At 69.3% G+C, this 12,637-nt stretch carries 9 protein-coding genes and 1 pseudogene; 8 read left to right on the forward strand and 2 right to left on the reverse strand.

What is annotated here, in order from left to right:
- Positions 1 to 76: 76 nt before the first annotated feature.
- A complete protein-coding gene (locus ABZ904_RS22150) occupies positions 77 to 763 on the reverse strand; it encodes a TetR/AcrR family transcriptional regulator (RefSeq protein ID WP_361825183.1) in 687 nt (228 codons plus the stop codon).
- A gap of 52 nt (positions 764 to 815) precedes the next feature.
- On the opposite strand from ABZ904_RS22150, the gene ABZ904_RS22155 reads away from it, so the two are divergent.
- The 8 genes and pseudogenes from ABZ904_RS22155 to ABZ904_RS22190 all read left to right on the forward strand — a co-directional run bounded on the left by ABZ904_RS22155 (position 816) and on the right by ABZ904_RS22190 (position 12,049).
- The gene (locus ABZ904_RS22155) at positions 816 to 2,312 is read left to right on the forward strand and encodes an FAD-dependent monooxygenase (RefSeq protein WP_361825185.1); all 1,497 of its coding nucleotides are present in this window, start codon (positions 816 to 818) and stop codon (positions 2,310 to 2,312) included.
- A gap of 199 nt (positions 2,313 to 2,511) precedes the next feature.
- Positions 2,512 to 3,258, forward strand: a complete 747-nt coding sequence (locus ABZ904_RS22160) for a hypothetical protein (RefSeq protein WP_361825187.1) — start codon at positions 2,512 to 2,514, stop codon at positions 3,256 to 3,258.
- Between the two features lie 145 nt (positions 3,259 to 3,403).
- Positions 3,404 to 3,562: pseudogene (locus ABZ904_RS22165) on the forward strand (IS701 family transposase); the annotation flags it as partial.
- A gap of 1,229 nt (positions 3,563 to 4,791) precedes the next feature.
- Positions 4,792 to 5,982 (forward strand): glycosyltransferase family 4 protein, encoded by a 1,191-nt coding sequence (locus ABZ904_RS22170; protein ID WP_361825189.1) that lies wholly within the window; start codon positions 4,792 to 4,794, stop codon positions 5,980 to 5,982.
- Positions 5,979 to 7,418: an exopolysaccharide biosynthesis polyprenyl glycosylphosphotransferase gene (locus ABZ904_RS22175; RefSeq protein ID WP_361825191.1), complete on the forward strand. Its 1,440-nt coding sequence runs from the start codon at positions 5,979 to 5,981 to the stop codon at positions 7,416 to 7,418. The genes ABZ904_RS22170 and ABZ904_RS22175 overlap by 4 nt, the downstream gene beginning before the upstream one ends.
- A gap of 719 nt (positions 7,419 to 8,137) precedes the next feature.
- Entirely contained in the window at positions 8,138 to 10,003 is a 1,866-nt protein-coding gene (locus ABZ904_RS22180; protein WP_361825193.1) for a lipid II flippase MurJ, read from the forward strand.
- 19 nt (positions 10,004 to 10,022) lie between these two features.
- Entirely contained in the window at positions 10,023 to 10,712 is a 690-nt protein-coding gene (locus ABZ904_RS22185) for a polysaccharide deacetylase family protein (protein ID WP_360997127.1), read from the forward strand.
- The gene (locus ABZ904_RS22190; protein WP_360997072.1) at positions 10,709 to 12,049 is read left to right on the forward strand and encodes a glycosyltransferase; all 1,341 of its coding nucleotides are present in this window, start codon (positions 10,709 to 10,711) and stop codon (positions 12,047 to 12,049) included. The genes ABZ904_RS22185 and ABZ904_RS22190 overlap by 4 nt, the downstream gene beginning before the upstream one ends.
- On the opposite strand, the gene ABZ904_RS22195 is transcribed toward ABZ904_RS22190, so the two are convergent.
- On the reverse strand, positions 11,992 to 12,567 hold the full coding sequence (locus ABZ904_RS22195) for a hypothetical protein (protein WP_359398577.1): 576 nt from the start codon (positions 12,565 to 12,567) through the stop codon (positions 11,992 to 11,994). The two genes, ABZ904_RS22190 and ABZ904_RS22195, sit on opposite strands and share 58 nt — an antisense overlap.
- Positions 12,568 to 12,637: the final 70 nt, after the last annotated feature.

Genomic DNA, 12,637 nt, shown 5'->3' on the forward strand with positions numbered 1-12,637 from the left:
CAGTGATCACAGAGCGTCGCAACTCCATGATCACCGGGACCTGTGCCCGTTCTGTTGCCGGTGTCCCCAACCGCGCCTATCCGCGCGACCTCTTAGGCGCCAGTTGCCGCAATCCGTTCTCCAGCAGCGTGAACGCAAGTTCCGCGTCAGCCACCGCTGCCGCATAGCGTCCGTCGGCAGGCTCCCCGTACGCCAGGCGTTGGGCGTTGTCCTGTGCCAACGCCCACTGGACCGCCACGATTTGGACGGCTGCAAGCCGGGCCGTGAGCTCCGGAGTATCCGCCGTTTCATGCAACGCCTGGGCCAGTGCTCGTTCGGCGCCCGTCTTGAACCGTTCCATCCGGGTCACCAGTGAGGGCGCGTCGAGGATCATCCGCGTGAGCTTGAGCACCTGGGGATGGTCGTTGAGCCCGGTGATCGGGTCCCGCTCACGCAGCCCCTTGAGGAGGTGCTCGCGCAGCGCGGTCAGCGGGGCGGTGCCGGCGGGGCGGGCCCGCACGACGCGTGCGGCTTCGGTCTCGTGGTCGGCGAGGCGATGCACCACGAGATCTTCCTTGGTCGGGAAATAGGCGAAGAGCGTGCGTTTGGACACTTCGGCCGCCTCGGCCACCTGAGCCACGGAGACCTGGTTGAAGCCGTGCTCAAGGAACAGCGCGATCGCCGCATCAGAGATCGCCGCGTGGGTCCGCCGCTTCTTTCGTTCCCGTAGCCCTGGCTCGCCGTCCACGACGCACACCGTAACAGAAAGCTCCCCCGAGAGCATTTCTGCACCTGGTATACATTTACTCCGAGGCGAGGAAAGAGAGGAGACGAAGGTGTTGGCTGATATCGAAACTGAGGTCGCCATCGTGGGCGCCGGCCCGACGGGACTGATGCTCGCGTGCGAACTGGCCCTGGCAGGGGTCGAGACCCTGGTACTGGAGAAGCTGCCCCGGCCCATCGAGCAGGTGAAGGGGGGTGCAATCCAGCCCCGTACCGCTGAGTTGCTGGAGTTGCGCGGGGCCTTGGAACCGCTGCTGCACCGGGCCGTGCTGCGTGATGCGGCCGGCGGGCACTTCGCGGCCCTGCCCGTGCCCTTGGACTGCACGCCCTGGCAAACCAAGCACCCTTACCCGATCGCGGTCCCTCAGTGGGAGATCGAGGAAGTACTCGAAGAGCGGGCGACCGCCGCCGGCGTGCGGGTTCTGCGCGGCACTGCCGTCTCAGGGGTCGAGTCGGACGACGACGGTGTGGTCGTGACCGCGGACGGCCTCCAGGTGCGGGCGCGGTACCTGGCGGCGTGCGACGGCGGCCACAGTTCGGTGCGGAAACTACTCGGGCTGGCGTTTCCCGGCAGGCCCGGGACCCATCAGGCCGTGTTGGCCGACATCCGTCTGTCCACCGTGTCATCGCTCGTGCCGCAGCAGATGGGGCACATGAGCACCCTGACCCGTCAAGGGGGCGGCTACTGGGCCATGTTGGCACCGCTCGGTGGCGACCGGTACCGGTTCACCTTCGGGCAGACGGAACAAGGTGACACCGACCGCGACACCCCGATCGTTCACGAGGAGATCGCCACCGCACTGCGGGCCGTGTACGGACATGAGACCACCCTCGGCACCGTGGACAACGCTTCGCGGTTCACCGATGCCACTCGACAACTGGAGCACTACCGCGCGGGCCGCGTCCTGTTCGCCGGGGACGCCGCACACATCCACCCGCCACTGGGCGGCCAGGGCCTCAACCTCGGCATACAGGATGCTTTCAACCTCGGCTGGAAACTGGCCGCAACTGTCCAGGGCCGGGCGCCAAGCGGCCTCCTCGACAGCTACCACACCGAACGTCACCCCGTCGGAGCCCAGGTCCTGCATCACACGTCGGCGCAACGGGTCCTGGCCGATCCGAACCCGAGCGAGGACCTGGCCGCCCTGCGCGACATCTTCATCGACCTGCTGCGCCTGCCCGACAGCAACCGCCACATCGCAGGACTGATGTCCGGCCTGTCGCTGCGCTACCCACTGTCCGGCGATCACCCGCTCAACGGACAGCGCATGCCAGACGCCGACCTGATCACCGAAGCCGGCCCCACCCGGCTGTCGACGCTGTTCGGATCAGGGCACGCCGTGCTGCTCGACCTCGCCGAAACCGTCCCGGCCGACCTCCGACTCCCGCCACGAGTCGACCTCGTCCAGGCCTCGTGCACCGACGATCTGGGCGCTGCCGCCCTGCTCATCCGTCCCGACGGCTACGTCTGCTGGGCTGCGGACAGCTCCACCGCCCACGAGAAGACTCTGCTGGCCGCGATCGCCACCAACATCGCGGAGTTGCCCTGAGACGGGTGTCCGTGGTGGCCTGACCCCACGTCTTTCACAGCACTGTCACGGTGCCGCGATCCGGCTGTGGCTCCGCCCATGACCCGCGATCGGGAACGGCTGTCACAGGTCACCTATACCCTGCGAGCGATCTCCGACCAGCTGACCGGAAGGCACAATGACCCGCACTCCGAGACCAACGGTCGAAGCGATACTCGCCGTGCTTCCCGAACTCGCTCCCCACGCGCGCGAAGCAGTCATACTCCATCCCGAGCGGGCAGAGCCCGACTGCCAGAACAGCTCTATCGGCGGGCCACTGCTGTGGCCGAGCGACGAACCGTGGCCCGAATGCTCCTTGCCCGACGTGAACAGCTCTGCCGGCATGCCTGCCACGGCCATGGTGCCGGTCGCACAGATCTTCCGTCGCGACGCGCCGGGACCCTGGTGGCCCGCCGACATCGACCTCTTGCAAATCCTTTGGTGTCCCAATGAACACTGGGATCCTCCAGCCCAGCAGGCCGACGTCAGCCCTGTACTCGAGGTGCGCTGGCGTCGGGCCGCTGACGTGATCACCCCATTGAGAACTCCGCCACCGCCCTCGCGGTACGAGAAGGACGGCTACCTGCCGCAAGCATGCGCCATCACCGCTGAGCGCGTCACCGACTTCCCTTTCCGTGAGGAACTGCCGGCAGAACTCCGTCCGCGGCTTGAGGACCTGGTCCGCGAGACCGGCGACGGCGGTGACGTCATCACCCGCCTCGCCGGCTGGAAACTCGGCGGCTGGCCGACATGGCACCTGACCCACCCCACAGTCTTTGCCTGCAGTGACTGCGGCACGACCATGACACTCCTGTTCACCGTGGCCAGCGACGACGAGACAGGGGTTGTCGTGGGCCGGTGGGGAGACCTGCGCCTCTTCACCTGCCCCGCCGACCACCGTCACGCGTTCCAGGTAGACCTGCACTGACCCTCGACTCAACACCCGCAGCACGACCCATCGGACAGGCTCCAGCACTCCGGTTGTAGATCGTGGTCTTGCTGTCCCTCGCCGAACTGATCCCTGCCTTCATTGGTCGGTTCCGCTGCGCTTGCTGTCTCAACGGGACTGATCAATGGAGGGGCGGGTGGCGCCTGGCGCGGGCGTCGTGTTCGGACTGTTCTCGGACCTGCCGCGCAAGAAGCGCTGGACACTCGCCGAGCAGGCCGGGGACGCCAACCCGTACGGTCTCCAACACCTGCCACTGAGGACCAAGTGGGAGGCCGACGCGGTACCCGGAACGGCTCGCGGTGCCACCGTTCCGTTTCCGGCACTGGATGGACGAGAGGCCGGGAGTGTCATGTCCGATCCGGCGCAGGTCGGCAACTCCTCGATCAAGCATGCCTGATGAAGCCCGGAGATGAGCGCTCCTCCGTACGACAGCGCCTGGCGGGGACGATCCGCTATCAACCGTCCGCCACCAGATGGAGGGGGTGACGATTCGTCAAGCACACTGCACGACGTCTGTCCCGCAGTTCGGCGTCCGGACTTTCAAGAGTCTCGGTCTCAGCAGAGTCTGCCGAGGTGGTGTTCATCCTTGCCGCCCTCCACATGACGAGAAATTCCCTCGCCCGTCCACTAATTGGATTTGCATCATGTCTTGCACATCGAGCGTGGACACCCATGGTTCTCCCCGCCTTTGAATATATCCGACGAGGTTGCCATGCACGCGCAGTACCACGTGAGTGCGAGATGTCGTGCCAGATGAATCCCGTGCGTGAAGGCGCGAATAGGCCCGTCCGAGTGAGTTTTCGCTGTGGGTTTCCTATGCCGAAATGTCCACTGTGCGCGCCCCATCAGCCACTTCGCCCGTTATGTCGCTACACGGCCGTGCTTGGCATGAGCGAGTCGCCTTGCGGGTGATTGATCAGGCACCATACCGTCCAGCCTCGTCGGACGGATCGTCCAGCGATGTTGGACGAACCGGGCTCCCATCAGTGATCCAGTCTTCGTAATGCTCTGGGGTCGACCGAGGTCCTCGGGCCGAGAAGAAGCGAACCGATGACAGCCATGCCATGAGCCCCCACGCCCTTGAGCGACAAGGCGACGACGGGCTGCGCGCACTCCGACCCATGTAACCGTGCGGCGGAATGTAAGACACCGCCCGGCCTAAGGCCAGGGAATGCCAGTCACTTCCTCACTCCTCAAGACAGATCTCCGGGCCCGAGACCACCAACCGATCTTCCGGGAGGATGAAATGTCCAATCCGTATCCGTCCGAGCTGCACCGCAAGATCCTCGATACGCGGCCCGCCGACGAGAACACGAAGACGGTTACTGTCGGTCTGACGCTGAGCGATCAGAGGACTCATCAACGGCGGTGCACGCACCTGAGGCACCTGACGAGGTGCGGACACGTCCGGCACTCGGCGACCGCCGGCGGAACTGAACCGTCCTTCCGTTCCGGTACCCGAGGCGAGGACTGCATGGTCGGCGCGCCCTTCGCCCAGAACGATGCACGACATTGAGCGCGCCCCTGCTTGACCACGTCCATGGGCAGCCGGGCGCCGGCGGCCTGACGGTCCTGCACCTGTCTCAGCCGACACACGGCGGGGTCGGCCGGGTCGTCGAACAGTTGGCGCGCGCCCAGGTTCTGGCCGGCCTGCGGGTCACGGTGGCCTGCCCGCCCGACGGGCCGCTCGCCACGGCGGCGGCCCGGCACGGGGCCCGCGTTCACCCCTGGCACGCGGTACGCGCCCCGGGACCGTTGCTGGTCAGGGAGATCGCCCATGTCCGGGAAGTGGTGCGGCGCGTCCGACCCGACCTCGTGCACGCTCACAGTGCCAAGGCGGGGCTCGCCGGACGGCTTGCCGTGCGCGGCCGGATCCCTACTGTCTTCCAGCCGCACGCCTGGTCCTTCGAGGCAGTTGAGGGAACCGTCGCCGCGCTCGCCAAGCTCTGGGAGCGGCACGCCGCTCGCTGGTCCGACCGGGTGGTCTGTGTCAGCGACGCGGAACGCCGTACCGGGGAGCGGGCCGGGATCACCGCCCACTGGACCCTCGTACGCAACGGTGTCGACCTCACCCACCACCGGCCCGGTTCGGCCATGGAAGCACGGGCGGCACTGCCCGTCGTACGCGATCTGCCGGCCGACACTCCGCTGGTTGTGTGCGCCGGGCGGCTGTGCCGGCAGAAGGGCCAGGACGTGCTGCTGCGCGCCTGGGCCACTGTCACCGAACGATTCCCGGACGCCCGCCTCGTGCTCGTCGGCGAAGGGCCCGATGACTCGGCGCTGCGCACGGCGGCCGGGCCCTCCGTGCTCTTCGCCGGCCATGCGGCGGACACCGCGCCCTGGTACTGCGCGGCCGACCTCGTCGTGCTGCCGTCTCGCTGGGAGGGCATGGCGCTGACGCCGCTGGAGGCCATGGCCTGCGGACGGCCGGTCGTCGTCACCGACACCGACGGGGCACGCGAGAGCCTGCCGCCGGGACACGACACCTACTGCCTGGTCCCGAGAGAGGAGCCCGACGCGCTGGCCAGGGCGCTCGTCCGGCTGCTGGGCGACGGACAACTGCGCGCGACCCTGGGCCGGCAGGCACAGGACCACACTCGCGCCACGTACGACGTGCGGCACACAGCAGAGGCCGTAACCAACGTGTACCGCGAACTACTCGGCCTGTCACAAGCAGAGTGCAGGGAGCGCATCACCCGATGACCACCAACCACGCCGACGCGTCCCAGACCGTCGACCCCGTTGAGCAACCCACGTCTCAGCTGCCGATCGCGCCGCCGCGCAGTGGAGCCCACGATGCCCGCCGCACGCGGCGACGTCGTAGAAGGCCCGCGCCCTCCCTCGGCCGCGTCGCTGCACCCCTGATGGCTGTGGAGCTCGCCGCAGTTGCGGTCGCGGTCACCGTCCCCGTCGACCTGCCTGCGCCCGTCCTCGTTGCCCTGGTGGGGGGAACGGTGCTGCTCAACGCCCGGGCCGGGCTGTATCGCCCGGGCCTGCGGCCTCGCGCTCTGAGCGAACTGCCCACGCTGCTCGGCCGAGTCGCCCTCGCGTGGTGTGCTGCCGCCGCCGTGTTTGCTGCCGTACGGCCCGCGCACGCGCTGGGCAGTACGGCACTCCTCGCGGCCGTCGCCTGTCAGGCAGTGCTGGCCTGTGCGGGGCGGGCCGCCGTACACGGCGCACGAGCCAGAGCGGGGACCAGGCGTCCGCAGTCCACACTGGTCGTCGGCACCGGACCGCTCGCGGAGCGCGTCGCCGCGACGCTGATCGCCCGGCGCGAGTACGGGATGCGGCCCGTGGGACTGGTGCGGGGTCAGCGCCATGACGCACCGAAGGAGTGCCCGCTGCCCGTGCTCGAGACCCCGCAGGACATCCACCGGGCCGTCATTCAGAACACCGTGCGAGCCGCCGTCTTCACCGAAGCGCCGGATCCCGAGCAGGTATGGCTCTTCGGCGCGTACGGGTGCGCGGTATGGGCCCTGGACCGGCACGCCGGTGCCGGCATGGAGGACCACGTGTGGGGCCACGCATGCCGACGAATCCTTCCTGCCCCCAGGCGGAGCGTGAGCCGGGCCGCGAAACGTGGCATCGACATGCTCGTCTCCGCGGTCGCGCTGCTCGTCCTCAGTCCCGTACTGCTGCTGTGCGCCGCCGCCGTACGGATCAGCGACGGTCCCGGCGTCCTCTTCCACCAGGAGCGCGTCGGTCGTGACGGACGCCCCTTCACACTGCTGAAGTTCCGCTCGCTGCGGCCCTCCAATGCCATCGAGTCCGCCACCCGATGGAGCGTTGCCGGAGACGACCTCATGAGTTCCGTCGGACGGTTCCTGCGGCGCAGCTCGCTGGACGAACTGCCGCAGTTGTGGAACGTGCTGCGCGGCGACATGAGCCTGGTCGGGCCGCGGCCCGAACGGCCTTATTTCGTCGCCCAATTCAGCGAACTCCATCCGGGGTACGCCGCCAGGCACCGCATGCCCGTCGGGATCACCGGATTCGCGCAGATCCACGGCCTACGCGGAGACACCTCCATCGAGGACCGGGCCCGCTTCGACAACCACTACATCGACACATGGTCGCTGTGGCAGGACGTATGCATCATGCTGCGCACCGCGAGCTCTCTGTTCCGCCTCGGAGGGAGTTGACGGTGGTCGCCTCCCTCCCCGCCGCGCGGTACGGACCCTTCCCCGAGGGTGTAGACCGGGCGCTGCGCATCGTGCCTCTCCTGGCCGTCCTCGCGCTGATCTCGGCGCCGCCCATCGGCCCCGGTTCCATGACCTTGGCCGACGTGGTGTCGTTGGTGCCGGCGGTGTGGTGCGCGGTAAGGCGTACGGATTTGTCGGCGCCGTCGCTCTGGTCCTTGCCCCGCATGCCTCACGTCGGCAGCCGTGCACCGCTCTCGGGGCCGCTGCCGTGCTGATGCCGCCGCTGGTTCTCTCCTTCAGCCGTGGCGCATGGATCGCCACCGTGTCGGCGTGCAGGGCGGTTCTGTTTCTCGCCAGGGTGCGGCGGGCGTTCGCGGTGCTGACAGCTCTCGTGCTGGGCGTTGCCGCGTGGTGGGCTCTGGTGGACGCAGCAACCGTCCGCGGCTCGGTGAGTCGCGCCCTGCCGAAGTCCAACGGGTCCGCAGAGCTGGATTCCCCGCTCCTGCCTATGCGTTCGAGAGTGGGGTCCTAGCACGATGACCACTGCCGACGCGATGCGACGCGGCTCCGGGAGCTCCGAGAACGCAGGGTCCGACCTGGGAGCGCCCTTGCGCAGCCGCCCGTCCGGGCCCGAAGCGGAGCACACCTCCGCCCCTGCTGCGGAGACCGTCACGGACGAGCCCGCTCCGTGTCAGCCGGCCGAGACTCGGGCTGCGGGTGTGACCGGGCACGCCGGAGCCAAAGGGTTTTCCGGTGGCTCCGCGCAGGGGCGGAGCGATGGGCTACCCGCCGCCGAGCCGGTCACGGCCGCAGCGGAGGTCGAGGGTGTCGCCAGGGCCCACAGCGGTGGCCGGAGCGCCGCCGGCGTCCAAGCCGCCGCGGACGAGGACCTGGCAACCGGTGGTGGGACTGCCGTCACTGAGTCCACCGTCCGGCTGACGCCCGGCATCGGCGGGTTCCTGGCCAGAGCCGCCGCTCTGACCGCGCTGCTCACCGTGGCGGGGGCCCTGCTGGGACTGGTCCGGGACCAGACCATCGCGCACCTGTACGGGGCCGACGGGGCGACCGACGCCTTCCTGGTCGCATGGACGGTGCCTGAGTTCGCGGCGACGCTGCTCATCGACGACGCCATGGCGCTCGTCCTGGTGCCCGCGTTCAGTCTCGCTCTCGCGCGCCGGGGCACCGGGCACGACGATCCCGTCAGGGATTTGCTCGGGGCGACCCTGCCCCGGCTGGCCGCGGCGCTCGCCGCGGTGGGCGGGCTTCTGTGGCTCGGAGCGCCGCTGCTGGTGGGCCTGCTCGCGCCGGGGCTCGCCGAGCGGGGACTCGCGGTCGACTGCACCCGTCTGACGGCAACGACCGTGTTCACCTTCGGGATCGTCGGCTACTTCAGCGCTGCGCTGCGCGCCCACCACCGGTTCTGGCCGCCGGCCGCGATCTATGTGGCGTACAACGTCGGGATCATCGTCACGATGATCGGGCTGCACGGCCGATGGGGTGTACGGGCCGCCGCGGCCGGGGTCGCGTTCGGCGGCCTTGCCATGGTTCTCGTACAGCTGCCCTCGTTCGTACGGACCCTGCCACTGCGCAGGGCGTTCGGACGGGAACGTCCAGGCAGGCCCGCGCGGTCCGGGGCCGTGGTGCTGAACGCCGGTCTGCTCGCGCCCGTCACGTTCTTCGCGCTGACCCGTCAGTCGCAGGTCCTGGTCGAGCGCTTCCTCGGGTCCGCTTTGCCGCCAGGCGCGATCTCGCACCTCAATTACGCGCAGAAAGTCGCGCAGATGCCGATGATGCTGTCGCTGATGGCCTGCACGGTCACTTTCCCGGTGGTAGCGCGGGCCCTTGCCGACGGCGACCACGAGCGGGCCCGCCAGCGCATCGAGAGCGATCTCATGTTCGCCGCGATGGTCGTGCTGGTCGGCGCGGCCGTCGTCTTCGCCTGTGCGCCAGGGATCGTCGAGATCCTTTTCCAGCGGGGTGCCTTCGACGCCGGGGACACCGCGGCGACGGCCTCCGTGATGCGGGTGTACGCAATCGGGCTGCTCGGTCACAGCCTCGTCAGCGTGCTGGGCCGGGCCTACTTCAGTGCGGCGCGGCCCAGCTGGTTCCCGGCATGGGCCATGGGCCTCGGGCTCGCCACCACGGTCGTCGGCGGAGCGTTCACCCTGCCCTTCTGGGGCGTCCACGGCATCGCCGCCGCCAATGCCGCCGGGATCACCGTGACGGCCATGGTGCTGCTGCGTGGACTCCGCACCCAGCGGCGCCGTCGCCGTCACGCTACTGCACGGCTTGGGCACTCGATGTCCATCGGTGTCAACGGCCTCGCCTGGGGGCTGGTCAGGCTCGTCGGGGCCGCCGCGATCGCGACCGCCGCCGCATGGGGAATGACGGTCGTCGTCCCGGGCGGGGTTGTCGTGACCACCCTGGCCGGCTGCCTCACGGTCGCACTCGTCTTCCCCACCGCGGCCCTCATCCTGCGCGCACCGGAAGTGCCGCGTCTGCTCCTGCTCATCGAACGAAGGCTCCGTCATGACCGCTGCTCCCCCGTTCGCTCCGTCCCATCGCGCCGCTCGCCCGGCCTTTGAAGCCACGTCCTGGGTGCTCATGTACCACTCGGTCAGCGCATGCACCGACGACCCGTACCGCATCACCGTCTCGCCGCACCGGCTCGACCGCCAGCTCGGCTGGCTTCGCGCACGCGGCCTGACAGGTGTGAGCGTCGGGCGGCTGCTCGCCGCTCAGTGCGAGGGGCGTGCCACGGGTCTGGTCGGCCTGACCTTCGACGACGGCTACGCCGACTTCCTCGACTCGGCAATGCCGCTGTTGCGCCGGTACGGGTTCACGGCCACGGTGTTCGTCCTGCCCGGCAGACTCGGAGGGCAGAACGACTGGGATCCGCTCGGGCCGCGCAAGCCGCTGCTGACGCAGGACGGCATCCGTGCGGTCGCCGACGAGGGCATGGAGATCGGCTCGCACGGACTGTTTCACACCAACCTCGTCACGGCCGATGACGAGCAACTGCGTCGCGAGACCGCCGACAGCCGCAAGCTCATCGAGACGATCACAGGTGCGGCACCCGACGGTTTCTGTTACCCGTACGGGCACGTCGACGCCCGTGCGGTCGAGGCCGTGCGGGCCGCGGGGTACGGCTATGCCTGCGCCATCGCCCCTGGGCGTCTCGCCGGGCCACACGCCTTGCCACGTACGTACATCGGCGCGCAGGACACCGCGCTTCGTCTGCGGGCCAAACTCGTTCTCCAGCGGTGGCGGTCCACGAAGGTGGCCGCTCGATGAGGGTGCTGCACATCATCACCGGCCTCGGCGTCGGCGGCGCCGAGCAACAGCTGCGGTTGCTGCTGCGGCACCTGGCCTCTCACGGCGTGGAGTCGGAGGTGATCGCGTTGACCGTCTCCGGGCCGGTCGCGGACGGGATCCGGGCCGACGGCACGCCGGTGACGTGCCTGAGCATGAAGGGGAACCGGGACTTCAAGGCGCTGCCGAAGCTCGTGGCGCTGATCCGCCGCGGGCAGTACGACGTGGTGCACACGCACCTGTACCGCGCCTGCGTGTACGGGCGGATCGCGGCTAGGCTCGCCGGGGTGCGGACCGTCGTGGCCACCGAACACTCCCTCGGCGACGCGTACATCGAAGGCCGCCGCCTGAGCGCCGGGGTCCGCGCCTTGTACCTGGCCACCGAACGACTCGGCGTGACCACCGTCGCCGTGTCACCGACGGTCGCCGACCGCCTCCAGCGCTGGGGTGTGCCGGCGCCCCGCATCGAAGTCGTCCCCAATGGCATCGACGCCACGGCCTTCCGGTACTCACCCGAGACCCGTCGCGTGGTTCGAGCGCAACTCGACCTGCCCGAGGGCGCGTTCACCGTGGGGGGCGTCGGCCGGCTCGTTCGCGGCAAGCGGTTCGACGAGCTGGTGCGGGCGGTCGCACAGCTGCCCCAGGTGCGCCTGCTGCTGGTCGGGGGTGGTCCGGAGCGGGAAGCGCTGGAGACGCTGGTGGCCCGGTTGGGGGTGCGGGACCGAGTGCTGCTGCTGGGTGAGCGCGCCGGGTTCCCGGCCACCTCTCGCGGGAGCAGTCTTGCAGCCCATGGGACGAGCACGAGTCCGGCTGCCATGGCGCGCGCAGGCGGCGTCGATGCGATGCACCGGTCGGGCACCGGTCCACGGGTCGGTCTGCCGGCCTACGGCCGGGCAGCGGCTCCGCCCAGCTGCCACCACGAGGTGACCGCGCCCAGCAACGACGACCACAGTCGCGGCCCCGACCTGCCCGCGCTCCTGTCCGCCATGGACGTGCTTGTCTCGCCCTGCCCGGAGGAGACGTTCGGCCTCGCCGTGATCGAAGGCCTGGCAGCCGGGCTCCCCGTGCTGCATGTCGCCTGTCCCGCCATCGACGACCTGCTCCCCGATGCGGCGCCCGGCGCGCGGCGCATCGCCGGCGGGGCGGACGGCATCGCCGATGCGCTGCGGCGGCTGCACGCCGAAGGAATGGGGCGGCTGACCGTGCCGCCCGCCGTGCACCACTACGACGTCGCCCGCAGTGCCGAGCGGCTGAGGGCGGTCTATGAACGCGTCGCCGCTCGCCCGATCCGACGTACCAGAGAAGTGAGTTCCCCATGACCGCTCATGAGACCGAGCAGTTCGGCTACGGCCGGGTTGCCGTCCAGACGGCCGTGCTCGAGGGCGCACAGGCCCGTGCCGGGGTGTCGGCAGATCACGCGGAAGTGGTGGTCGAACGCGCCCTCCGCTCCCTGAGCCAGCAGCCCGCGCACCTCCTGGGCGGAGAGGTGATCCTCGTTGCGCTCCAGCATGGATACGTTGAGGACGAACACCCGGTCGGGGCGCTCGCGGGGCCACTGTGCCCAGGCCTCCAGGAAGTACGGCTTGCCCTCGATGTTCGACCAGCGGTCGCCGGGCAGATAGGTGTGCCCGACCTTTACGTCCGCGCCGCCCAGCCACTGCTGAAACTCGGTCATAAGGCCAACCCCGTCGGAGCTGTAGTTCAGATAGGGGCCCATCGCGGGAGACGGCCCGCCCGCGTCGGAGGACGGCTCGAGCGCGGTCGCCCCGGAAGCCAGAAGACAGACGGCGACTACTCCGATACTGCCGACGGCGAGCCGTCGGTGTGGACGAGGCATGTGAACTCATCAGCCGGCGTGGATGCGCGACAGCCACCTGATACGGCGACAAATCAAAATATCCCTGACC

Source organism: Streptomyces sp. NPDC046900 (assembly GCF_040644975.1).
Taxonomy (GTDB): domain Bacteria; phylum Actinomycetota; class Actinomycetes; order Streptomycetales; family Streptomycetaceae; genus Streptomyces.